Origin of the sequence: Devosia sp., from assembly GCF_036563435.1 — a bacterium.
Classification (GTDB): Bacteria; Pseudomonadota; Alphaproteobacteria; order Rhizobiales; family Devosiaceae; genus Devosia.
In genome coordinates, this window is the sequence record NZ_DATCMJ010000020.1 from 80005 (window position 1) to 102225 (window position 22221).

The window sequence follows — 22221 nt, forward strand, 5'->3', positions numbered from 1 at the left end:
ATGGCAAGTATCAAAACTGTTGCTGCTGTTGCGTTGTTGCTTATGGCGACCATCGCGGCAGCTTCTGCTCAAGGTGACATGGATTGCGGAGACTTCGGTTCATGGGAGGAAGCTCAAGCCTTCTTCGAAGCGAGCGGTCCAGGCGATCCGCACGGCCTTGACCGTGACAATGGCGGCATCGCGTGCGAGAGCTTAAACTAGATCGCCTAATCCAGATCAGGAATGTTCCCATGCTGGAACAGCACCACCGGATCACCAAACACACCGTTGACCATGTCGGCTGAACGGCACCAGGCGATCACACCCTCATAGGTGCCTAGCCCAACCATGCGCCGGGCATCCATCTTTGCCTTGTCCTCAGACTGCATCTCTCGCGGCTCGAATGCCGACCGCAATTCTCCCTCCTCATCCCGAACGAAGGCGAGGAGGACGATCAGCTTGGTTGGCGTGACGCGTTTTTTATCGCTATCCATGCCTTAATGGGTCTTGGTTGATGTGATCTTCTTCCTGCTTGTTCCTATTATGTTCACGGTATAGGAGTCGAGTCTTCCGCAACGGAGGACACCATGAACATTGCCATCAAACTTAGCCCCGCCGAGCGCATCCGCCGCGCCAAAGAGGCCGAACCTTCCACTACCGATGAGCAGCTGCGCGAACGTCTAGGTGTCACTAGCGGCCAGATCAAAGCGGCCATCGCTTACAAGACTGCCCATACGCTACTGCGCCGGTAAGCCTAGGCATGGACGTGCCTCTTCGGCTCAAGTGGCGCAAGGAATCCGACCGCTTTGCCGCTTACCCGCTTAGTATCAATTTGCCTGACCGGGTCGCTTGGATCGCGCCATACACGCCGGTCTACCAGTCTTGGAAGTGGGTGGTGAGCTGGGAGGGCTGGTTCACTCACAGCGGAACGGCATGCGGCAAACAGGAGGCTGCGGATCGCGCGACAGAAGCTTGGTGGCGCCTAGTACAGACTGAGGTGCCACGCGACGTCGACTTTGACGCTACCCGAATTGTGGCTCAGATCGTGGTAAGACCCATTCCGAACAGCCTCTTCGCCGAAGACGGAGCCTTCCTGCAGAAGGTGCAGTGGCATCTGCGAAACGTGTTTCGAGACGAACTAGCCCAAGGGAATGCCCCACCAGCAGTTGCGGATTTGGACGGGATGTTGGAGCGCGAAATAGAGCGCAGGCATGAAGACGGTGAGCTTAAGCGACCAGTCGAATTCACACCTCAAAAGATGCGTCGGCGCAGGCGGTAGCAGGAACTGATTCGCGCCGGCCGAATTGAGTCGGCCATGTTCCTGAGTTCCCCATGGCTGGGCTAAAGCCCGCCACTCGGTCAAAGCGGTCACCCCGCAGGGACTCAGAATCTACCGAAGATTCCACTCTTCAGTTCATTCCTACGATGCAGCCCAAGCTGGTCGAGCAGCCGCCTCTCGGAGATGGCTGGCTGCACGAGATCAAATACGACGGCTACCGCACGCAATTGCACATCGATAGCGGTGCGATTCGGGCGTTCACTAGGAACGGCCACGACTGGACCGACAAGTACCCGAACATCGTGAAAGCCGCGAAGGGCATTCCGGCGCGCCGGGCGATTGTCGACGGCGAGGTCTGCGTTCAGGATGAAGCGGGCGTCACTGACTTCTCCGCTCTGCGACAAGCGCTCAAGGCGCGACCGCAGGACCTCATCTTCTTCGCCTTCGATCTGCTGCACCTCGACGGTGAGGATCTGCGGCCGGCGCCGCTGGAGGAGCGACGGGCAAAGCTGCGCCTGCTGATCTCAAAAGTGCCCGGCAGCCGCATCGTCCTAAGCGATGAGTTCGACGGCGACGGGCAAGCCTTCTTCGACCTGGTGAACGCCCATGGCCTTGAAGGCATGGTCAGCAAGCGCAAGGGTAGCCGGTATTGGTCCGGCCCATCTGAGGCCTGGTACAAGACCAAGTGCTGGACGGTCTCCACACTGCAAGTGATCGGCGTAAAGCGGGACAAGACTGGCGTTCCATACGCGCTTTTGGCCGACGGTGAAGGGTACAAGGGCAGCGCCTTCATCAGCTTGCCAGGCGAGCTCCGGCGAGCATTCTGGCGCTATGTCGAAGGCAGGACTGTTGCCAAGGCGCCGATCATTGGCGTGAATAAGGACGCAGCGTGGCTGCAGCCTGGAATGACTGCCCGCGTCCGTTACCTCAAGGGCGGCGACAAGCTGCGCCATGCTACGGTGCAAGGAATTGAGGTTGAGCGCCAATAGACGAAGGCCCCGGCAGCTTATGAGCGCCAGGGCCTTCTCTTTTCCGGCGCAGCAGGGGGCATTGCGCACCGGACTGATCCCTAAATAGGTTGAGGTGCGCTACCCACAAGGAAGCTCGCGAAGCTGTGTGCAGAATCTATTGAAGCGCTCGGCACGACGGCCATCTTGGGGTGATCTGCGGCCAGTCTGCTGTTGGGCTAGGTGACTGGCATAGCCGTCATGCTACGATTTCGAGCCAAGGCCATCTTTCCTGATAACTCCTTGCCTTCTGAAGGAAGAGATCAGGCCTGGGATTTCTTGGGTTCATCCGCAGCAAGCCAGAAGTCAGGTCGTTCAAGCCATCGGTCGCGTATACTTCTGAGGTCTGAACATCGATTCTGACACAGGTGCCCGAGATCAGATAGAGGTCGATTCCTGACCGCGTCGAGCGAAGTTGCGGACACTCGCCCCCAAAGCGCTGGCCATACCAAAGATGGACCCGAGCTTGATTGCGAACTTCTACGTTCACAGGCAAGTCGGCCGACGCTTCTGACACCTGCCGGATAACGCGATCCTCAGCCTCCCAAGACAGATCCTCATCGTCGAAGTAGAAGACGTCGTAGTCCTTTATGCCCCATTCCGGCGCTCGGCCGGACATCTCGTTCCATACTGTTTGAAACAAGCAGCCTGCGGTCAGGTGGCATTGTCTTAGACCAATCTCCGCAAGTCGAGGAAGCAGCTCCCTGTTGAAAGAGTTGCGCAACACGCTGGCAAAGAATTCACGCTCGTCCATTTCAAGAATGGAGCACGGATGACTGTTCCCAGCAACTGAGCGGAGGCTGCACAAAGTCCGAAAAGCGATCGATAGCCAATTCCGCGACGGTTCAGAATCCCTCGATTCCAACGCGAAGCAGGCGGTGCAATTCCGCATTCGAACCTATTTCTATGCAGGTTGCTGTACCCAGCCCGCTCTCAAGCGCTAGCCTATCTCTTGGCCCGAACACCTCATCATATCGAAGCGTCCAGCGGAGAAGTTGGATACGGATGCCATCCCGACGAAGCACGCGATAGAGCCGCTGCCATACTGGCGGCACCATTCGAATAACAGCGTCAGCCCGATGAACCCGATTTGCATAGGTCCGGCTATTGCCACCCTCGATGATCCACTTTTCTTGGGCCGTCAGGCGTCGCACGCGTGCATCGATATCGTCTGGCGCTCGCTGGTTTCCAAGCGGATCCCATACCTCGTCATCCACTGCATGGATGGGTAACTCGTACCGGCGACCAAGACGTTCAGCGAGCCAGGTCTTGCCTGATCCGGGGCCGCCGATAATCATGATCCTGGTTATAGCCATGGCTCTCACTTAGCACGCGGCGTCATCACTCGTATGTCCGCTCCACGGAAAACCAAAACCAGTGCGATTGGCTGAAACGGGGTCGGAAACGGCCTCAGAGCGAGTTGATCAGCGGCTTCTTGGTGTCTGTGCCTTCATAGCGGCTGCTGTTTACCTCGCGGCCGACGCGGTGAAACTCCAATTGATCGTCCAGATGGTTGTCGAGCAGGATGCGCTTGGCGTCGGTTCCTTGCACCGAGCCGTCGAGCCACGCTGCGTAGTGCTCAGGCTCTAGAATAACCGGCATCCGGCTGTGGATATGGCTGATGTGATCAACGGCCGGAGCGGTTATGATAGTGCAGCTGGTGACGCCCAAGTTATCATTGTGAGCCCACAGGCCAGCAAACGAGAAACCGCGGTGCTCCGGCAGATGCAGCAGCCAAGGGTCCTTCTTGCCGTCCTCTTCATTCGTCGTCCATTCGAAGTAGCCGTCGGCGGGGATTAGGCACCGGCGCGACTTGAATGCCTCTCGAAACGCGGGCGTGCTGTCGGCAGTCTCGATCCGAGCGTTGAACAGCGTGGCTTTGGGCACTTCCTTGGCCCAGAACGGGATCAGCCACCACCGGCCCTTGTTGAGCTCCATGTTCCCAGCTTTGTCTAGGTGCACGAAGTCCACGGTCTGCGTCGGCGCGATGTTGTAGCGCGGCTGCAGGTTAGACGGCGGCGCGTCGTGGATGCTGTAGAGGGCGTGTATCTCCGCCCAGGTCAGCTCGTTAGTGAAGCGGCCGCACATGCTAACGCCCTCTAGAATTGGAGGCTCTTTCGTCGCGCAATGGAGGCAGTTGGCGCAAGGCACTTGCTAGCCATACACACGCAATGGCCGCAACGCAGCCTGGTAGCAACGATACCACGAGTGCGTCCCTCGTCTTGGGAAGAGAGCCCGACAGTGCAATGATCATTATGGCCCCCCAAGCGCAGCCACTCACCGGAGACAGCAAAACCCACCATCTTCGAGAGTTCAGCTTCGTGGCCAGGATGTTCAAAGTGATCGAATGGAAGAACGCCGGCATTCCCCCGACAAGCCATCCCCAAATACCAAAAAATGCAGTAGCTCGCAAAACGGCTCCTGGGATCAAGTGCCATGGAAGCTGGATGCTGAAGCCATGCTGTGTCGCAGCGCTAAAGACTGTCCAAATAAGAATGCTGGCCGTACCGACCAGAGGACCGATGGCGCAGTTTATGACGACGAAGGCTATGTCTCGGTTGAACGTTTGAACCTCAAGCTCTGTAGGCTCAGTATTCATTTTGCGGATCTCGGTCGCGCAGACACACTTTCCGACTGGGTAACGTCGCGCGTACTAGCCGTCTCGTATGAAGCCAAGATGGCGATGCAGATTGCCACGAGGATTGCTACCAGAGGAACGAGGAAGATGAGGCAGCCAACTACCCGCTCACCTGTTCTTCCGGTCATTCCAAGCCTTCCAAGTTAGATAGCTCACCCCACTCGCTCCGCCAGGTCTCACGACGCTGCAGGCCTATGACCACTCTATCGAACGCCCACAAGGCGCAAAGCAGTTCGGCACGATCCAGAGCCTCGGGAACGGAGTAGGGGCCCTCCATGGCAGCCTTGATCTTGTCGCCGCCACCCACCCAGTCGGGCCAGTAGACATTTGCCGTGGGTTCTGACGGCGTCACTCCGGCGGCCGCAAGGGCGGGGCTGTCATCACCAATGCCAACAGTGATCGCGTCTAGCGCAACCTCATCGTCATCGGTGGTCCACGCGTATGGCGTCTTAGATGGAGAAGCGCTCCTGCGGACCCTTGGGGAACCTGATGTTGTAATCGACGCGCTCTTCGATGCTGATGATGTGTTGCGAGACAATAGCGATCTGACCACGAGCCTCCATGAGCCCTTGGTCGCGCAAAAAAGCGGCCCGGTTTAGCACCAGCGACTCAAAATCATGGCGAGCATCGTTCAACTCCTGCAGGGTACGATCGTCCCAGATGTTGATGGCCCGGCCGCCGCGGACATATTCACTCTTTTCTGTAGGCGTTACCTTGATCTCATACCAAGGCATCAGCGCTTGTGACCTTTTCCTGCATCAATCTCGTTGCCGGTCCTCGCCAGCTCGTCGCGGAGGGAGTGAGCCTCCACCTTACCGAAGATTGCGTCAATCGCTTCTCGTGCGGCATCCTCGTCGTTCGGAGTGACGCTGACGCTACTTGAGCCGGTCAGACGTTCTAGGTCTCGAGCACCTGTATCAGGTACGCGGCTTGAGCGAGTGTTCTCTGCCAAGGTCATCTCCTCTCAAGATTCCAGCAAGCGATACCTATCTACTCAGTTCCAGCGCATAGGGCGAACGTAGCGTTGGCTAGCCTGCAAATGAGTTAGCCAATAGAGCCGGACTGTTGTTGATTTTCAATGCCGCTTGCAGGGCGATGGAGGAGGGGACCGGACTCCCCTCCTTCTGCAACCTCAGGGAATTAGAATGCTGAGCCGCCCGCTGATGCCGAATCGAAGAATGTCTGCGACCATTGGCGAACTGAACGGCAGCTGCCGACCCATTTCGGTCATTGGCGGAGGGTCTGTATTTTCCGAAAAGCAGCCGTCGAATGCAGCTTCGCGGCCCAAGCCATGGAGCCATAAAATGTTGCCATTCAGCGACTGTAGAGAAGTAGAAAGTCTAACGAGTGCGCAGAGCTTCAAAAGAAGGTCAAAGCACACGAAATCTTGGTGATGAGGTTCCGAGCGGAATTTCGGCTGCAAAGCGTTGAAGCCTGATGTTGCTGTTCATGAAGTATCCCCCAAAGAACGGATTCGTTGCCGCGCCCAATGCGCGCGCGTTGCCGCCTACACTCCCAGCTTCTATTCTGGGCATGATCAGACCGCGCATGTCCTGGTTCGCAAGGTAGCGGCGAGTTCGCTCCACCAGCGAATGCTTCACATCCTTCGGAAAGGCTCCATCAATTAGGATGGCTTCGAAGTCCACGACCGCGCAGACAGACAAGCTGGCCCTGGCAAGCTCCTGCGCGGTTCGCCCTAGCCAGGGCTCAACGAAACGACCGAAGCGGCCCCAGTCCTGCGGCTCCTTCCATAATTCGAGCGGATCTAGTCCGTTCTCCATCAACCGCTTCTCGAGCAGGTGAATCGAGGCCGTGTCTATCAACTGCTGTGCTTCACCTTGGGGGCCGAAGCTGCGCAAAGATCCAAGGGCACCGGCGTTCCCTTGGTGCCCTTGGTAAACCGAATGGTTCAGAACGATTCCCCCGCCGATGAATGCGCCGACGAAGAAATAGGCGTAGTCGCTAAATTCTTTTCCACGACCATAGATGTGCTCGGCTTGGCAGCCAGCGGTAGCATCGTTAACCACATCCACCGGCAGGCTTGAAAACTTCCCTATCTCAGTCGAGAAATCCACGTCCTTCCATGCGGCGAATTCCTCGGCAGGGGCGCCTACGAGTTCATTCCACTTCCAAAGCTCGAACGGAACTGCGATGCCTATGCCGCAAATGCGTCTACGTTCAGTCTCTGAGCATTTCTCTAAGATCGCGGCGACACCGGAACGAATATAGTCAAATATTTGCCCGGGCAGCGGGTACTTATAGGCCAACTGCTGCTGGTGCAGCACCCGGCCCTTGAAGTCGGCCAGGAGCAGCACGGTACTGCGTCTGCCGATCTTGCATCCAATGGAGAGGACACCTCCATCCGCGAGGTGCATCGGAATAGACGGCTTGCCCACTTTTCCCTTGATCGGAACACCGCGTTCGATGAGCCCTTCGGCCTGCATTTCCCGCAGGATGATCGAGACGGTCTGCGGCGACAAACTCGTGATGCGAGCTAGCTCGCTGCCTGGGGTTGGCCCCAGTCGCTGCAGAAGGGTGAGCAACAACCTTTCGTTGAAGTCGCGCACTCCGCGCTGGTTCACGCCGTTGCTTAAAACTTTGATTTTGCCATCCATGTGGGCACCTTAAAGCGGACCTGAGGACGCGAAAAGGTGCCGCCGCGTGATAAATAAATAAATGCGATTTATATATTGACGCCGCAGACAGGTATGAGCACGATAGTGGCGTCATGCTAGCTGCTGGTGGAAGGGAGGAGCCCGCCCCCAGTCGCTTTCAAGGGAGATCCATCATGAATAAACTGCTTTTGAGCACCGTGCTCTGCTTCGCTGCACTCTCAAGTGGGGCCTTATCCCAAGAGGTGAGCGCGTGCCTCATCACCAAGACCGACACCAACCCCTTCTTCGTCAAGATGAAGGAAGGTGCGCAGGCTCGTGCAGATGAGCTCGGAGTTGCGCTGAAGTCCTATGCCGGCAAGGTCGACGGCGACCACGAAACTCAGGTCGCCGCGATCGAGACCTGCATCGCCGACGGTGCGAAAGGCATTCTGCTCACGGCGTCGGACACTTCGGCAATTGCTCAGTCCGTCCAGCAGGCTCGCGACGCAGGCCTCCTGGTGATCGCGCTCGATACGCCTTTGACCCCTGCCGACGCTGCCGATGCGACCTTCGCAACGGACAACTTCCTGGCCGGCGAACTCATCGGCAAGTGGGCTGCAGGCACGCTGGGAGAAGCGGCCGCCAGCGCGCGGATTGCATTGCTTGACCTCGCCGTCAGCCAGCCGAGCGTGGACGTGCTTCGCGACCAGGGTTTCCTGCAGGGCTTCGGCATCGAACTGGGCGACCCGAACAAATGGGGCGACGAGTCGGACGCGCGCATCGTCGGACATGACGTCACCGGCGGCAGCGAAGAGGGCGGACGCGAAGCGATGGAGAACCTGCTCGCGAAGGATCCCACCGTCAATGTCGTCTACACCATCAACGAACCCGCCGCTGCCGGTGCCTACGAAGCACTGAAGTCCATTGGCCGTGAGAACGACGTCATCATCGTCTCCGTCGATGGCGGCTGCCCAGGTGTGGCAAACGTCAAGGACGGCGTCATCGGAGCGACCTCGCAGCAGTACCCACTGCAGATGGCGGCATTGGGCATCGAAGCGATCAAGGCGTGGGCCGACAGCGGCGAGAAGCCGGCTCCGACTGAAGGCAAGGACTTCTTCGACACCGGTGTCAAGCTCGTGACCGATGCGCCTGTCGAAGGCGTCGAATCTATCGACAGTGAAGAGGGCGCCGAGCTCTGCTGGGGCTAGGGCGTCGATTGACATGGGTGGTGGCGATGCGTCGCCACCACCTGACTGAGGTTGGCAGGAGGAGTGCCTTGACTAACGAAACCGAATTGAAGTTGGCGTCGACGGCGCCTCAAGAGGCAGTGGCTGTGTTCGAACACTCCCGCCTCGATCTCGCAACCCGTCTTCAGCATGCTCTGCATGGCACACCGTCGCTGGTGCCGCTGATTGTGCTCGTAGTCTCAGTGACCGTCTTCGGAGCTCTGCTGGGTCCGAAATTCTTCTCCTCCTTCGCCTTGACCCTGATCCTGCAGCAGGTAGCGATTGTCGGCATTGTGGGAACGGCACAGACTCTGGTCATCCTCACCGCCGGGATCGATCTGTCGGTAGGCGCCATCATGGTGCTCAGCTCTGTCATTATGGGCCAGTTCACGTTCCGCTACGGGCTTCCGCCAGTCGCTGCCATCGCATTGGGCTTGGCTGTGGGCACTCTGGTCGGCTTCGTGAATGGCTGGCTGATAGCGCGGGTCAAGCTGCCGCCCTTCATCGTGACCTTGGGGACTTGGCAGATCGCCTTGGCGACCAACTTCCTCTACTCGGGCAACGAGACAATCCGGGCCCAGGAGATCGAGACTAACGCGCCGCTGCTGCAGTTCTTTGGGGGAACGGTATCGTTCGGCGGGGCCGTGTTCACCTATGGCGTGTTCTTCTTCGTCCTGCTGGTCGTACTTCTGGCATACGTGCTCCGGCACACGGCATGGGGAAGGCACGTCTATGCAGTGGGCGACGATCCCGATGCAGCTGAGCTCGCAGGCGTCAGCACGCGGCGTGTACTGCTCTCCGTCTACATGCTGTCGGGGCTGATCTGCGCCTTTGCCGGCTGGGTTCTCATCGGGCGCATCGGCTCGGTCTCTCCCACATCAGGGCAAACGGCGAACATAGAGAGCATCACTGCCGTCGTGATCGGAGGCATCTCCTTGTTCGGTGGGAGAGGGTCGATCCTCGGCATGCTCTTCGGAGCGCTCATCGTTGGGGTCTTCTCCCTGGGTCTCAGGCTTCTAGGCGCGGACGCTCAATGGACATACCTGCTCATCGGCGCGCTCATCATCGCGGCAGTGGCCGTGGATCAGTGGATCAGGAAGGTCTCTGCGTGATGGAACCTATTCTCAAAGCCCGAGGTCTCTCCAAGAAGTACGGTCGCGTCACTGCAATCGACAACTGCGACTTCGATTTGATGCCCGGTGAAATCCTGGCTGTGATCGGCGACAACGGCGCTGGCAAGTCGTCGCTGATCAAGGCGGTCTCAGGTGCGCTCACACCAGATAGCGGCGAGATCTTCCTAGAAGGGCGCCGAGTGAACTTCTCATCCCCCATCGACGCTCGGCTGGCAGGTATCGAAACGGTTTACCAGACGCTGGCGATGTCGCCAGCGCTCTCGATAGCCGACAACATGTTCATGGGGCGCGAGCTGCTCAAGCCTGGAATCATGGGCAGCCTATTCCGCCAGCTCGACAGGCCACGGATGGAGAGGATCGCGCGCGACAAGCTCACCGAGCTCGGCCTCATGACCATCCAGAACATCAATCAAGCCGTTGAGACGTTGTCAGGCGGGCAGCGACAGGGCGTCGCGGTGGCACGTGCGGCCGCTTTCGGCTCCAAGGTGATCATCCTGGACGAGCCCACAGCGGCCCTTGGGGTGAAGGAGTCGCTCCGAGTGCTGAACCTCATTCAGGACGTCCGGGCTCGGGGCATTCCGATCATCCTCATCAGCCACAACATGCCTCATGTTTTCGAAGTCGCCGATCGCATACACGTGCATCGTCTAGGTCGACGGCTCTGCATCATAGACCCCAAGGATTTCACGATGTCGGACGCCGTTGCGTTCATGACCGGCGCGAAGAACCCGCCAGGAACTGGTTCCGTCGCGGCTTGACCTCCTTCACCCCTCCCTCCCCCTCCTATCTGGAGGCACTTGCGGTCGAGCCTTCGCTCGGCCGCCCTTTTTGTGTCTCACATGAGACACCTATTAGTAACTAAATATGAATTAGATATTTGCAGCAGGGAGTCATGAGGTTCGGGAGGCCAATCATGCTGTTGCGAGTGCGAAGAAGCGTCAGTTTCAAATTTCCTATCGTCAGTCTGGCAGCTACGCTCTGCGTGACCTTGGGCGTGGGAACCGCGAGCTACATAGTCGGCTCCAGTTCGGTGGCGGGCATGATCGCTACACAGTTCTCGGCTGTCGCTCACGATAGAGCGGTCAAAGTCGCCGAGTACATGAAGGGCGTGGAGCGAGACACAGCGGCAATGGCCTCATTCCCGAGCATCGCCACCGCCATCGAGGACTTCGCAACATCCTGGCAGGACGTCCCAGGCGACAAGACGAGCGTTCTGCAGTCTAGCTACATCGCGGAGAATCCGCATCCTGCCAACCAGCGTCACCTGTTGGATTCTCCTGAAACGTTCTTGCGCTACAACTTCGTCCACCGCCGCATCCACCCTGAGCTGCGGGCACTCATGCTGGCGCGCGGCTACGACGACATCTACCTGATAGGACTGGATGGGGCGGTTCTCTACTCCACAGCGAAGCAGGGGGATTTCGCCACACTGCTCGATCCTGCCGGGGAAGCAGGACTAGCGTCTGGGTTCAGGAACGCTCTGGCAGGTGATGCAGCTGGAGCGGTGCATTCCACCGATCTGGTTCGTTCGCCGCTTCTGGAGAACAGGATCGCCGGATACTTCGCGGCTCCGGTCTTCGATGCCGACGGGACCAAAGTGGGAGTTCTTGCGGTTCGAATAGGCGTTCAAGCACTGGCCTCGCTGATGCAGGAGACGGCTGGGTTGGGGGAGACAGGAGAGACGTTCCTGGTCGGCGACGACTACCGGCTGCGCACAGACTCAGCATTTACGCTGGAGGACGACATCTTCGTGACCACGTTCGATAATGCGGTGGTCCAGCAGGCACTAGGAGGAACGGCTGCAGCTGGTACTTCGACCGAGTATCGGGAGATGCCTATGGCAATCACCGTGGAACCGGTGCCGTTCCCTGCGGTCGATTGGGCCGTTGTTGCGGCCGTTTCTCAGGAGGAGGCCTCCGCCCCGATGGTTGGCATGCGGACGGCCATGCTCGCAGTTGGCGGCGTGCTCCTTGCTCTGGCAGGCCTGTTGGTTCTTGGGTTCTCCAGGACGATCACTCGCCCGTTGGTGCAAATCGCCGAGGCGACCGCAGCACTGGCCAAAGGCGATTTCGAGGTCCATGTCTCGGGCGCAGGCCGAGCCGATGAGCTTGGGGAATTGGCGAGAGCGCTCGAAGTGTTCAGAGAGAACGGTAGGCGCATCGAGCACATGACCGAGGCTGAAGCGGCTCGCATCCTTCAGGACGAGCAAGCGCGTGCACACATGATGCGCACTCTCCAGCGATCGTTCGGAGACGTGGTCTCGGCTGCTGCAGCGGGGGATTTTAGCCGCCGCATACACTCCGACTTCCCCGATCAGGAACTGAATTCCCTTGCAGATTCGGTCAACGAGCTCGTGAGCACCGTCCAGCAAGGCCTGTCCGAGACTGCTTCGGTGCTTTCCTCGCTCGCCGAAGCGGACCTCACCAAGCGGATGACCGGAAGCTACAAGGGCGATTTCGCCCGTTTGAAGTCGGACACCAATGCCGTAGCTGACAAGCTCGCGGAGATCGTCTTCCGCCTGAAGCAGTCTTCCTACTCCCTCAAGACAGCAACCGGCGAGATCCTTTCGGGAGCGGAGGATCTGTCCAGCCGAACGGCCCGGCAGGCAGCGACGATCGAGGAGACTTCGGCAACGATGAGCCTGCTCTCGTCGACCGTCAACCAGAATGCCCGACGCGCCGCCGAGGCCAGCGATGTGGCAGGGACGGTCACTCGCACCGCGGAGCAGGGTGGCGCCGTCATGGTCAACGCAACGGAAGCGATGGGGCACATCGCAACGTCCTCCGGCAAGATCTCGGCGATCGTGGGCATGATCGACGACATCGCCTTCCAGACAAGCCTGCTCGCCTTGAACGCTTCTGTGGAGGCTGCGCGGGCGGGTGAGGCCGGAAAAGGTTTCGCGGTAGTCGCCGTGGAGGTTCGCCGCCTTGCGCAGAATGCAGCCGGTGCCTCCGCCGAGATCAAGGCCCTGGTTCAGCAGAGCGCCAACGAAGTCCAAGGTGGTGCCAAGCTCGTGGCCGAGGCCTCCCAGAAGCTTCAAGCGATAGTCGCGCTCGCCCGCTCCTCGAGCGAACTCATGGACGAGATCGCCAAGGCCAACGGCAAACAGGCAAAAGCCATCGATGAAGTGAACTCGGCGGTGGCCGAGATGGACGAAGCGACGCAGCACAATGCCGCGCTGGTGGAGCAGATGAACGCCTCCATTGCACAGACCGAGGCCCAGGCCGGGCAGCTCGACGGCATCGTAGGTATCTTCTCCGTGTCGCATGCTCGCTGGCATGAAGACGAGCAGGCCAAGCTAACGATGAAGAAGGCGAGCTGACCATTTCCGGTGCGGTTTCACCGGGGCGCCCAAGCAAGGAGCAGTAGATGATCGTAGTGGCAGGCGAGAGCCTCGTTGATCTGGTTCCGGCCGCAACGGGGGGTATCAAGGCCATGCCGGGGGGGTCGCCATTCAACTGCGGGATCGCGCTGGCCAAGTTGGGCAACCCCGTCGGCTTCCTTTGTCGGATCAGCGACGACCCGTATGGCGACGTCCTGCTCCGGACAATGGGCGAAGCAGGGCTTCAGCCTTTGCTGAGCGAACGTTCGTCCGATGCGACGACGACCGCTACGGTGGCGTTCGACGCGAACCTGCAACCGCATTACTCTTTCCGACGGGGTGCCGATCGGCCTCCTGCCGCAAAAATATTGATCCCGGCGTTGCCGCCGCAGGTGGATCTTCTCCACGTCGGGGGCTTTGCTCCCCTTACGGAGCAGGACGCGGATAGCTGGATGCCCGTGATCGAGCACGCTGCAGCGCTCGGCGCACCCATCTCCATCGACATCAATGTGCGCGATAGCCTCATCGAGGACGAAACAGGGTATAGAAGTCGCCTGTCGCGGATGATTGGCCTGGCAAACCTCGTCAAGCTCTCGGAGGAAGATCTGGCTTGGTTGGAGCCTGAGCAGCCACCGGAGGAGTATGCACGAAAACTCCTTCGCAACGAGAACTGCAAACTCGTGGTGGTCACCCTTGGGCATAGGGGGTCGTTGGCGTTCACCCGAACAACTTCGGCCGCTGCTGGAGTTCATGCTCCAGAGGTGTTCGGCGATACGGTCGGTGCCGGCGACAGCTTGATGGCCGGGGTAGTCGCATCTTTGAGGAGGTTCGACGCCCTGACCCCGCGCGCGATGTCAGAACTGGAGACGACGGAACTCGAGAGCATGCTCGAGTTCGCTGCGGTCGTGGCGGGTCTCAACTGCGCCCACCATGGATGTCGCCCTCCTACTTTGTCTCAGGTCGAAGCGATATTGGCGAGCGCCTGATCAGGCATGGATCGCTCCATTTGACCGCAACCTGTCACGGCCATGGAGTTTGCTTCGGCAGCTAGGATGCACCGCAGGGCTTGCGACGCGCGACTTCGCGTGCGACCTCTCTTGGATTGTCCTACGCGAGCCAAGCATGAGTACCCAACGCGAAATCGCGCGCCGCGCGAAGACATCTCTCAAGACGGTATCGCGAGTCATCAACAGGGATCCCCTCGTCAACCAGGCCACCAGGGCCCGGATCGAGAGCATCATCGCCGAGCTTGGCTACGAACCCTCGCAGGCGGCACGAATGATGAGATCCCAGAAGAGCAACATCATCGGCTTCCTGGCGGATGGCGTGACCACGACCACATCTTCGATCGACCTCGTGCGGGGAGCTCAGGACGTAGCCTGGGAACGCGGCAAGCAGATGATGTTGTTCAACATAGAGAGAGGCGCTTCGAGCGCAGAGCTGGCGGAGAGTCAGCTGGCGGCGTTTCGCGCCGAGGCCGTCATCTATGCTGCAGTGTTCCACCAGGCGATCGATTTTGCCTCCTCGACCACGCCGCATGTGCTGCTGAACTGCTTCGACAGCGAGTCCCGGCACCCGGCCATCGTGCCGGACGACTACCGAATGGCATACGACCTGACTGAGATCATCTTCCAACGCGGCTACAGGCGACCGGCATTCCTCAACTTGGGGAGCGATGTGTTCGCCAGCGGCCTCCGGGCGCGGGGCTTCCTCGACTGCGCCGCGGCTCACGGCCTGGACCTCGCCGAGGACGTGCATACCGCGGTGGCGTCACCAGCAGGGGCTCCTCCCGTCTTTATGGCGGATCAGATACTCACCGTCCTCATGGGCAAAGAAGCTCAACCGGATCTCATCCTGTGCGGGCAGGACATCCTAGCCATGGACGTCTACTTCGTGCTTGGTCAGATGGGACTCAAGGTCAAGGAGGATGTTGCCGTGGCAAGCTTCGACAACCTCGATCCGATCGCAGAGCTTCTTCGGCCAGGGCTCTCGACTATGGCACTGCCCTACTACGAGATGGGCCGCAGGGCGATGGAACTGGCGATCGAGGGTTCGGCCAAGACAGATATCCACCGCCTCCAGGGTTCCTTCGTGGATAGACAATCCTTCTAAATTCATTAAGCGAACTGCCGATTGACAACGTGAGACAATGCACCTAGGCATTGTCTCACGTTGTCATAACAACGCTTAGATTTCGGAGGAGACTAAGATGAAGCCAACCTTGTACCTCGGCGTAGCTCTGCTCGCCTGCTCGCTGACCGCCAATGCCCTAGCCGGGGAACTCACGGCCTGGGTCATAGATGGCGAGAGCGAGAAGCCGTACTTCAACCAGCTCGAGGAAACGTTCAACGCCAAGTACGGTAGCGAAGGCGTTACGCTGGATGTCGTTCCCATTCCAGGCTACAACGAGGCCATACAAGCTGCTGCGATGTCCGGCGATCTTCCGGACATCATCATGATCGATGGTCCCAACATGGCCTCAGCGGCGTGGGCCGGCACGATCCAGCCGATCAGCGGCTTGATAGATCCTTCCTTGACGGCCGACCTGCTTCCAGCGGTTCTGGGACAAGGAACCTACGGTCCGAGCGGCGAGCTCTACATGGTGAGCCCATACGATTCCGGCACCATCCTATGGGGCAACAAGGCTCTCCTCGACAAGGCGGGGGTTCGCATTCCCACCTCCACAGCCGATGCATGGACGCGCGAGGAGATGTCCGAAGCTCTGGGCAAGCTCGCCGAGCTGGACGAGGTCGAATGGCCCCTCGACCTCAAGATGAATTATACGGGAGAATGGCTGACCTACGGCTTCGCTCCCTTCGCGCAGTCGAACGGCGGCGACATCATCGACCGTTCGACCTGGACGGCCGAAGGAACGACCAACTCCGAGGCGAACGTCGCGACTCTGACAGAGCTGCAGAATTGGAACAAGAACGGCTGGATCGTTCCCGCAAGCGGCGGCGACAACAAGTTCTACGGCGAGAAATCAGCGGCCTTGGCCTGGGTGGGCAATTGGATGTGGCCCGCACATCGCGAGGGGCTGGGCGATGATCTCGTGCTCATTCCCCCGCCGAAGTTCGGTGAGGTGGGCTCCGTCTCCGCCAACGGCGGCTGGGGATGGGGCGTGCCGGCATCCTCCACGAACCTGGCCGACATCAAGCTCTTCCTCGACTACGCGATGTCGAGCGAGCAGGTGGCCAAGTATGCGGACACCACCGGCTACGTTCCGTCTCGAACGTCGGCGTTCTCCCTCTCCGAGACGTACAAGGATGGCGGCGCCGGAGCGATCTTCGCGGAAGTAGCGCAGTGCTGCTCCATCGTTCGGCCCGTTCACCCCGCTTACCCGGTGATCAGCAGCGCTTGGGGCAACGCCGTCACCAACGTTCTCTCCGGCGACGTCGACGTCAAGGCGGAGCTCGACCGTGCCGCTCAGCTGATCGATCAGGACATCGCCGACAACGATGGATATCCGCCGTTCGGCGGCAACTGAAGGCCTCCCAGCCGAAGTTCCTCCCGCTACGGCGGGAGGAACGCTAACCTCGATGGCCGACGGACGGGCGAGAGGCGAAGAACAAGCAGTCCACGAACCAGCGGGAGGAAAAACAATGGACATTCGAACGAGAGGATTGGCTCAGCAATGGGCGATGCTTCTGCCCGCACTGATCCTCATACTCGTCCTCGTTGTGTCGCCGTTCGTCCTGTCGATGTATTTCTCGGTCACCGATCAGCGCCTGGTGCCGAGACCGGTTCCAACCAAGATCGTCGGCGCGCTGAACTATCAACGGATGTTCTCGGATCCCCTGTTCTGGCAGGCGGTGTGGAACACATTCCTCTTCGCCGTCATCGTCACACCCGTGCAATTAGGAATGTCTTTGGGCGGTGCTCTGGTCCTCAACTCGGCAATTCCGTTGCGCAGCTTCTTCCGAGCCGTGGCCATCCTGCCGCTCCTGTTGCCGATGACCGTCATCGTTGCGATTTGGGCGGTGCTGTTCCGCATCCCGGCCGGGCCGTTCAATGCGGTCTACCAGTGGTTCGCAGGGGCGGACAGCTACATCAACTTCCTCGGCAATCCTTCAACCGCGCTGCTCTCCATTGTCGCGCTCTCGGCCTGGGCCACCTTCCCCTACCAGATGTTGATCTACCTCGCTGGCCTTCAGGAGATCCCTCATGACCTCTACGAGGCAGCAAAATTGGACGGGGCGAACGCTTGGCAGCGGTTTCGCCACATCACCTGGCCCGGGCTTCGCAACGTGAACATCTTCTTGTTGATCATCACCACCGTCGGAGCCCTGAAACTGTTCACGCAGGTCGACATCCTGACCAATGGCGGTCCCAACGGCGCGACGAACACGATCATCCATTACCTTTTCAGCCAAGGCTATGCGACGCAGAAGGTCGGCTATGCGTCGGCGATCGCCGTGGTGTTCTTCTTGGGCGTGTCGGCCATCGCCCTTCTCCAGAGGAAAGTACTCAAGAACGAGGGCGAAGAATGAACCCGCGTCCAAAAATCGCCGCCCTGCCGACCCTCTTCGCGCTGGTGATCGCCGCAAGCGTGCTTCTGCCTCTCCTCATGATGGTCACGATCAGTCTCAATCCCAATGAGCAGGGCATCATGGTGTCCATGGGGTCGATCAGCTCCTTCATTCCTCAGGTCATCTCATTCGAGAACTACGTTCAGGTCTGGACCGACCCTGTTCATCCATTCCCCCGCTATCTGACCAATACGGCCTTGATCACCTTCTCGACCTTGGTGCTTTCCATCGTCGTGAACTCGATGGCTGCCTTCGTGCTTGCACAAGGATCGCTTCCGATCCGACGCCCGGTGATGGTGCTCATTCTCGCCACGCTGGCCGTGCCAGCGGAGAGCCTCGTGCTCCCGCAGCTGATGATGGCCAGCTGGGCGGGGCAGGTCGACAGCTATCAGGTGCAGATCGTGCCGGGCGTAGCGAACGCCATGTCCATCTTCCTGTTCTTCCAGTTCTTCTCGCGACTGCCGAAGGAACTCATGGAGGCCGCCCGCATCGATGGCTTCTCGTTCTTCCAGATATACCGGCACGTAGCCATGCCGTTGTCCAAGCCGATCATTTCCGCGATCGCGGTGCTGCAGTTCCTCGAGATATGGAACTCATACCTGTGGCCGGTGATGGTCACCCGCGGCCCCGAATACCGGCCGCTGTCCGTGGCCATGTCGGCCTATTTCGGCACCAACCAAACATCTTGGGGGAACATCATGGCCTTTGCCGTGTGCATGGCAGTGCCTGTGATCGCCTTCTTCCTCATCCTGCAGCGCCAGTTCATCGCCTCGGTGATGAGTTCGGGCATCAAAGGCTAACTCGAGTTCCAAATGACCGACATTTACCGACCCTATGCCCACTTCGCCCCGAGGGCCGGCTGGATGAACGATCCGAACGGCCTGATCCGCGTGGACGGCGTCTGGCACCTGTTCTTCCAGCACGATCCCAAGAGCGTCACAAACGGACCCATGCACTGGGGCCACGCCACCAGCCTAGATCTGGTGCATTGGAGCGAGAAGCGCGTCGCACTCTCTCCCACAGAGCTCGGCACCTGCTTCTCGGGAAGCGCGGTCGAGACGGGAGATGGCGAGATCAAGCTGTTCTACACCGCTCACAACCATACCCCGGAGGGTCAGGATCATCAGGTGCAATGCCTCGTGCACGCTGATCGGAACCTGGCATGGTTCACCTCCGAACCGAGCAATCCGGTGGTGCCCAATCCTGGGCGCATCGCTTTCCGAGATCCCAAGGTGATCTGGCACTCCGATAGTGCACAGTGGGTGATGCTCGTGACGGAGGGTCAGTCGATAGCCTTCCACGTATCCAGGGATCTGCGCTCGTGGAAGCACGTTTCCAGTTTCGGGGAAGGACATGGACGGCACAGCGATGGCCCCTGGGAGTGCCCAGACATCGTCCCTCTGAAGGCACCCGACGGCCGAACCATGTGGATCTTGATCGCTGGGCTCAATCCCGGAGGATACGCACACGGATCAGGCACGCAGTACTTCGTTGGCGACTTCGACGGCACGAGGTTCTCGAACCGGAACGACGCAGCCCTGGAGCTCTGGCTCGACTATGGTCGGGACTACTACGCGGCTCAGACCTTCTTCGAGAGGGGCGGGACCGAGAGCCCTGTAGCCCTGGCTTGGGCCAGCAACTGGGCCTATGCCAGGCAGACGCCCACGCATGAGTTCCGCGGGTCCATGTCGCTTCCAAGGGAGCTGTCTCTCGTGGAGACCCGAAAAGGGTTGCGGGTGGCGGCACGGGTGCCTCGTTTCGTGCGAGAGGCTCTGACGAAGGACGAGCGACCAGGGCTCAGCATCCATGACTTCGTGGAGAGCTTGGACGAAGGGGAGGAACTGACGATCACCCTCTTCGGGGAGGAGGAACCCCACTTCGTCGTATGCCGAGACTCCTCTGAGAAGGGTACAATAAGGACCCGGCGTGGATCCGTCGCTGGCATGGACCACTTCGCGCACGACTACTCGGTGGAATTCGAATGGCCGCAAGGCGGAGCGCTCAGAGGGAGCCTGTTCTTGGATCGTGGCTTGGCGGAGCTGTGCCTGAACGATGGTCTGATCTGGGTGACCAACCTGCACTTCCCCGTAGATGTGCAGGCCCCGCCGGTCCACAAGCGCCAGAGGGCGCTTCAGCATGCTTAGGGCGTTCAGCATCATCGCGGCGGCAGCGGCAGCTCTGCCCGTGGCAGCGGCCCCGATCTATTTCCCGCACGAACGCTTAGGAGTAGGCGATCCGAACCCGTACTTCGAGTATGGCACCTATTCCGTCTTCTATCTGCAGAACAAAGGTCGTCACCCCTGGTACGTCACTCGGACGAACGATCTTCTGACGTGGTCCCCTCCTGTCGAAGCCATTCCGGTCGGTGAACCCGAAGATGCCGATCACTGGACGGGCAGCGGAAGCGTCGTTTCGGATCCAGAAGGTGGTTATAGGCTGTTCCATACGGGCCATCGCCCCGAAGCACAGCCCAAAGAAGTGACGATGACAGCAATCGCTCCCGAGCTCACTGGCCCGTGGACAAAGGCGCCAGGCGCAGCGTTCTCAGGCGCTCCCATTTACGACACGATGGATTTTCGGGATCCGTTCGTGTTCTGGAACGCCGACGCGGAGCGCTGGTGGATGCTGCTCACCACGCGGCATTTCGGAGCCGCTGCCATCGGATTGTACACATCCCGGGACCTCGCCCACTGGTCTCCAGCGCAACCTCTGTACACCGAGCAGTCGCCCCTCAACTTGGAAGTCCCCGATCTATTTCCCGAAGGAGGCGACTGGTTCCTCCTCTATTCGGACCAGCGTGCGTCGGTTCGGCAGGTGCGATATCTGCATGCGGCCGACAGCCAAGGGCCGTACGAATATGGCCTCCACGATGCGCTGGATGGCTCCGCCTATTACGCAGGCAAGTCGGCAGGGCAGGGCGACGACCGGCTTCTCTTCGGACGGATCGCTCACAAGAGCCACCGAAAGGATGCAATGGACTTCGTGTGGGGCGGAGACCTGATCGTCCATGCCTTGCGCCGGACGGCCGATGGCGAACTCGCCGTAGCTCTGCCTGCTCAGATCGCTTCGCAGTTCGATACCGCCGTTGCGTCGCCCTCACCGAGCGACCTGTCGCTTGGCGATGCCCGCCATGCCGTTCGAGCATGGGCAGAAGTGGCGCCGGCGGAGGGTGGTGCATTCGGTATCCGCTTTCAGCACGAGGGTGCCGCGCGGTCCAGCTCGATCATCATCGACCCTTCGACCGGAAGGGCTGCCTTTCGATACAACGAGGATGGAACGGACGGCCCGAGCGTTTCCTTTCCCATCGATCCCGATGGCCGCTTTACGATCGATATCGTCGTGGACCCAGAAGCCGGATTGGGCATCCTCTACATCAACGACTTCAGAGCTTTGAGCTTCCGCTACTACCGCGTCGGACGCACCCAAATGTCTCTCTTCGCCGAGAGCGGTTTCAAAGAAGTCTCGGGAGTGGTCAGCAAGCGCCGCTCCGATCTAGCTCGGGAGGGGCAAAATGGCTGATGTCGTCCTTGCATCGGTTGGGAAGCGCTATGGTGGGGTAGAGGTCATCCCTCCTTTGGACCTGACCATCCAAGATGGATCGTTCACGGTTCTCGTTGGACCTTCCGGCTGCGGCAAGTCTACCCTGCTGCGGATGATCGCTGGCCTTGAGGACGTATCCCACGGCGTGGTTGCCATCGGCGGAGACGATGTGACTCATGTGGATCCCTCCCAGCGCGGGGTGGCGATGGTCTTCCAGTCCTATGCCCTCTATCCTCATATGACCGTGGAAGAGAACATAGGCTTCGGTCTGCGACTCTCGGGCATGCCGCGTGAGGAGATCGTTGAAAGGGTAGGCGAAGCCGCCGCTACTTTGCAGCTCACGCCACTTATCGAGCGCAGACCTCGTCAGCTGTCGGGCGGTCAGCGCCAGCGCGTCGCCATCGGCCGAGCTATCGTCCGCAAGCCGCGGGTGTTCCTCTTCGACGAACCGCTCTCGAACTTGGATGCGGCATTGCGAGCGCAGATGCGCGTGGAACTGGCCGAGCTGCACCGGAGGCTTGGAGCCACCATGATCTACGTGACGCACGATCAAGTCGAGGCCATGACAATGGCGGATAGGATCGTCGTTCTGAACGCCGGTCGCATCGAACAGGCGGGCTCTCCCATGGAACTCTATCGTGAGCCAGCGACGCCATTCGTCGCAGCCTTCCTTGGCTCGCCGAAGATGAACCTGATCAGCGGCGACGCCGCTGCCTCCCTAGGGGGCGAAATGGTCGGCATTCGTCCGGAGCACCTGCGCATCAAGCACGATGGTCGGTGGGGCGGGACCATCAGGCACGTGGAGCATCTGGGATCCGAAACCTTGATCCATGCCGAACTAGATGGCGTTGGCCCGGTCACGGCCAAGGTCGAAGGCGAGAGCGTGCATGCTCCTGGCGATCTCGTTCGGATGGGCTTCGACCCGTCCCATCTTCACGTGTTCGTTGAGGGCCGCAGGCAGACTGCCTGACGTC

At 59.8% G+C, this 22221-nt stretch carries 21 protein-coding genes; 15 read left to right on the plus strand and 6 right to left on the minus strand.

Features of this window, described 5'->3' with window-relative positions; translation table 11 throughout:
* Nucleotides 1–201, plus strand: coding sequence for an excalibur calcium-binding domain-containing protein (locus tag VIL88_RS17895; protein WP_331990979.1), 201 nt, complete (start codon nt 1–3; stop codon nt 199–201).
* A 5-nt stretch (nt 202–206) separates the two neighbouring features.
* Here the strand turns inward: VIL88_RS17895 and VIL88_RS17900 are convergent, their stop codons facing one another.
* On the minus strand, nt 207–473 hold the full coding sequence (locus VIL88_RS17900; RefSeq protein WP_331990980.1) for a hypothetical protein: 267 nt from the start codon (nt 471–473) through the stop codon (nt 207–209).
* Nucleotides 474–566: 93 nt separating this feature from the next.
* On the opposite strand from VIL88_RS17900, the gene VIL88_RS17905 reads away from it, so the two are divergent.
* Both VIL88_RS17905 and VIL88_RS17910 read left to right on the plus strand, forming a co-directional pair.
* Nucleotides 567–731, plus strand: a complete 165-nt coding sequence (locus tag VIL88_RS17905) for a hypothetical protein (RefSeq protein WP_331990981.1) — start codon at nt 567–569, stop codon at nt 729–731.
* A 673-nt stretch (nt 732–1404) separates the two neighbouring features.
* Nucleotides 1405–2247 (plus strand): RNA ligase family protein, encoded by an 843-nt coding sequence (locus VIL88_RS17910; RefSeq protein ID WP_331990982.1) that lies wholly within the window; start codon nt 1405–1407, stop codon nt 2245–2247.
* A gap of 217 nt (nt 2248–2464) precedes the next feature.
* On the opposite strand, the gene VIL88_RS17915 is transcribed toward VIL88_RS17910, so the two are convergent.
* The 5 genes from VIL88_RS17915 to VIL88_RS17935 form a co-directional block, all read right to left on the minus strand.
* Nucleotides 2465–3019 (minus strand): nucleotidyltransferase family protein, encoded by a 555-nt coding sequence (locus tag VIL88_RS17915; RefSeq protein WP_331990983.1) that lies wholly within the window; start codon nt 3017–3019, stop codon nt 2465–2467.
* Between the two features lie 656 nt (nt 3020–3675).
* Nucleotides 3676–4353: an SOS response-associated peptidase gene (locus VIL88_RS17920; RefSeq protein WP_331990984.1), complete on the minus strand. Its 678-nt coding sequence runs from the start codon at nt 4351–4353 to the stop codon at nt 3676–3678.
* Between the two features lie 999 nt (nt 4354–5352).
* Complete coding sequence (locus VIL88_RS17925) at nt 5353–5637, minus strand: hypothetical protein (protein WP_331990985.1); 285 nt, start codon at nt 5635–5637, stop codon at nt 5353–5355.
* A complete protein-coding gene (locus VIL88_RS17930) occupies nt 5637–5855 on the minus strand; it encodes a hypothetical protein (protein WP_331990986.1) in 219 nt (72 codons plus the stop codon). Before VIL88_RS17930 ends, VIL88_RS17925 begins: the two co-directional genes overlap by 1 nt.
* 418 nt (nt 5856–6273) lie before the next feature.
* Entirely contained in the window at nt 6274–7518 is a 1245-nt protein-coding gene (locus VIL88_RS17935) for an ROK family transcriptional regulator (protein ID WP_331990987.1), read from the minus strand.
* Nucleotides 7519–7691: 173 nt separating this feature from the next.
* Between VIL88_RS17935 and VIL88_RS17940 the strand changes: the two genes are divergently transcribed.
* The 12 genes from VIL88_RS17940 to VIL88_RS17995 all read left to right on the plus strand — a co-directional run bounded on the left by VIL88_RS17940 (nt 7692) and on the right by VIL88_RS17995 (nt 22217).
* Nucleotides 7692–8705, plus strand: a complete 1014-nt coding sequence (locus VIL88_RS17940; RefSeq protein ID WP_331990988.1) for a sugar ABC transporter substrate-binding protein — start codon at nt 7692–7694, stop codon at nt 8703–8705.
* A gap of 26 nt (nt 8706–8731) precedes the next feature.
* Nucleotides 8732–9835 (plus strand): ABC transporter permease, encoded by a 1104-nt coding sequence (locus VIL88_RS17945; protein ID WP_414650168.1) that lies wholly within the window; start codon nt 8732–8734, stop codon nt 9833–9835.
* Entirely contained in the window at nt 9835–10614 is a 780-nt protein-coding gene (locus VIL88_RS17950) for an ATP-binding cassette domain-containing protein (RefSeq protein WP_331990989.1), read from the plus strand. Before VIL88_RS17945 ends, VIL88_RS17950 begins: the two co-directional genes overlap by 1 nt.
* A gap of 155 nt (nt 10615–10769) precedes the next feature.
* Nucleotides 10770–13178 carry a methyl-accepting chemotaxis protein gene (locus tag VIL88_RS17955; RefSeq protein ID WP_331990990.1) on the plus strand — a complete coding sequence of 803 codons (2409 nt, stop codon included), beginning with the start codon at nt 10770–10772 and terminating at the stop codon, nt 13176–13178.
* A gap of 47 nt (nt 13179–13225) precedes the next feature.
* Complete coding sequence (locus VIL88_RS17960; protein WP_331990991.1) at nt 13226–14164, plus strand: carbohydrate kinase; 939 nt, start codon at nt 13226–13228, stop codon at nt 14162–14164.
* 136 nt (nt 14165–14300) lie between these two features.
* Complete coding sequence (locus VIL88_RS17965; protein ID WP_331990992.1) at nt 14301–15290, plus strand: LacI family DNA-binding transcriptional regulator; 990 nt, start codon at nt 14301–14303, stop codon at nt 15288–15290.
* 97 nt (nt 15291–15387) lie between these two features.
* The gene (locus VIL88_RS17970; protein WP_331990993.1) at nt 15388–16665 is read left to right on the plus strand and encodes a sugar ABC transporter substrate-binding protein; all 1278 of its coding nucleotides are present in this window, start codon (nt 15388–15390) and stop codon (nt 16663–16665) included.
* Between the two features lie 115 nt (nt 16666–16780).
* Nucleotides 16781–17668, plus strand: a complete 888-nt coding sequence (locus VIL88_RS17975) for a sugar ABC transporter permease (RefSeq protein WP_331990994.1) — start codon at nt 16781–16783, stop codon at nt 17666–17668.
* A complete protein-coding gene (locus VIL88_RS17980; protein WP_331990995.1) occupies nt 17665–18507 on the plus strand; it encodes a carbohydrate ABC transporter permease in 843 nt (280 codons plus the stop codon). The genes VIL88_RS17975 and VIL88_RS17980 overlap by 4 nt, the downstream gene beginning before the upstream one ends.
* A 12-nt stretch (nt 18508–18519) precedes the next feature.
* The gene (locus tag VIL88_RS17985) at nt 18520–19851 is read left to right on the plus strand and encodes a glycoside hydrolase family 32 protein (protein ID WP_331990996.1); all 1332 of its coding nucleotides are present in this window, start codon (nt 18520–18522) and stop codon (nt 19849–19851) included.
* Nucleotides 19844–21226 carry a hypothetical protein gene (locus VIL88_RS17990; protein WP_331990997.1) on the plus strand — a complete coding sequence of 461 codons (1383 nt, stop codon included), beginning with the start codon at nt 19844–19846 and terminating at the stop codon, nt 21224–21226. Before VIL88_RS17985 ends, VIL88_RS17990 begins: the two co-directional genes overlap by 8 nt.
* The gene (locus tag VIL88_RS17995) at nt 21219–22217 is read left to right on the plus strand and encodes an ABC transporter ATP-binding protein (RefSeq protein ID WP_331990998.1); all 999 of its coding nucleotides are present in this window, start codon (nt 21219–21221) and stop codon (nt 22215–22217) included. Before VIL88_RS17990 ends, VIL88_RS17995 begins: the two co-directional genes overlap by 8 nt.
* Nucleotides 22218–22221: the final 4 nt, after the last annotated feature.

Bases quoted from the DNA above. Each gene is read 5' to 3' on its own strand.
- VIL88_RS17895 (WP_331990979.1), top strand. From the start codon at position 1: ATGGCAAGTATCAAAACTGTTGCTGCTGTTGCGTTGTTGCTTATGGCG.
- VIL88_RS17900 (WP_331990980.1), bottom strand. From the start codon at position 473: ATGGATAGCGATAAAAAACGCGTCACGCCAACCAAGCTGATCGTCCTC.
- VIL88_RS17905 (WP_331990981.1), top strand. From the start codon at position 567: ATGAACATTGCCATCAAACTTAGCCCCGCCGAGCGCATCCGCCGCGCC.
- VIL88_RS17910 (WP_331990982.1), top strand. From the start codon at position 1,405: ATGCAGCCCAAGCTGGTCGAGCAGCCGCCTCTCGGAGATGGCTGGCTG.
- VIL88_RS17915 (WP_331990983.1), bottom strand. From the start codon at position 3,019: ATGGACGAGCGTGAATTCTTTGCCAGCGTGTTGCGCAACTCTTTCAAC.
- VIL88_RS17920 (WP_331990984.1), bottom strand. From the start codon at position 4,353: ATGTGCGGCCGCTTCACTAACGAGCTGACCTGGGCGGAGATACACGCC.
- VIL88_RS17925 (WP_331990985.1), bottom strand. From the start codon at position 5,637: ATGCCTTGGTATGAGATCAAGGTAACGCCTACAGAAAAGAGTGAATAT.
- VIL88_RS17935 (WP_331990987.1), bottom strand. From the start codon at position 7,518: ATGGATGGCAAAATCAAAGTTTTAAGCAACGGCGTGAACCAGCGCGGA.
- VIL88_RS17940 (WP_331990988.1), top strand. From the start codon at position 7,692: ATGAATAAACTGCTTTTGAGCACCGTGCTCTGCTTCGCTGCACTCTCA.
- VIL88_RS17945 (WP_414650168.1), top strand. From the start codon at position 8,732: ATGCGTCGCCACCACCTGACTGAGGTTGGCAGGAGGAGTGCCTTGACT.
- VIL88_RS17950 (WP_331990989.1), top strand. From the start codon at position 9,835: ATGGAACCTATTCTCAAAGCCCGAGGTCTCTCCAAGAAGTACGGTCGC.
- VIL88_RS17955 (WP_331990990.1), top strand. From the start codon at position 10,770: ATGCTGTTGCGAGTGCGAAGAAGCGTCAGTTTCAAATTTCCTATCGTC.
- VIL88_RS17960 (WP_331990991.1), top strand. From the start codon at position 13,226: ATGATCGTAGTGGCAGGCGAGAGCCTCGTTGATCTGGTTCCGGCCGCA.
- VIL88_RS17965 (WP_331990992.1), top strand. From the start codon at position 14,301: ATGAGTACCCAACGCGAAATCGCGCGCCGCGCGAAGACATCTCTCAAG.
- VIL88_RS17970 (WP_331990993.1), top strand. From the start codon at position 15,388: ATGAAGCCAACCTTGTACCTCGGCGTAGCTCTGCTCGCCTGCTCGCTG.
- VIL88_RS17975 (WP_331990994.1), top strand. From the start codon at position 16,781: ATGGACATTCGAACGAGAGGATTGGCTCAGCAATGGGCGATGCTTCTG.
- VIL88_RS17980 (WP_331990995.1), top strand. From the start codon at position 17,665: ATGAACCCGCGTCCAAAAATCGCCGCCCTGCCGACCCTCTTCGCGCTG.
- VIL88_RS17985 (WP_331990996.1), top strand. From the start codon at position 18,520: ATGACCGACATTTACCGACCCTATGCCCACTTCGCCCCGAGGGCCGGC.
- VIL88_RS17990 (WP_331990997.1), top strand. From the start codon at position 19,844: ATGCTTAGGGCGTTCAGCATCATCGCGGCGGCAGCGGCAGCTCTGCCC.
- VIL88_RS17995 (WP_331990998.1), top strand. From the start codon at position 21,219: ATGGCTGATGTCGTCCTTGCATCGGTTGGGAAGCGCTATGGTGGGGTA.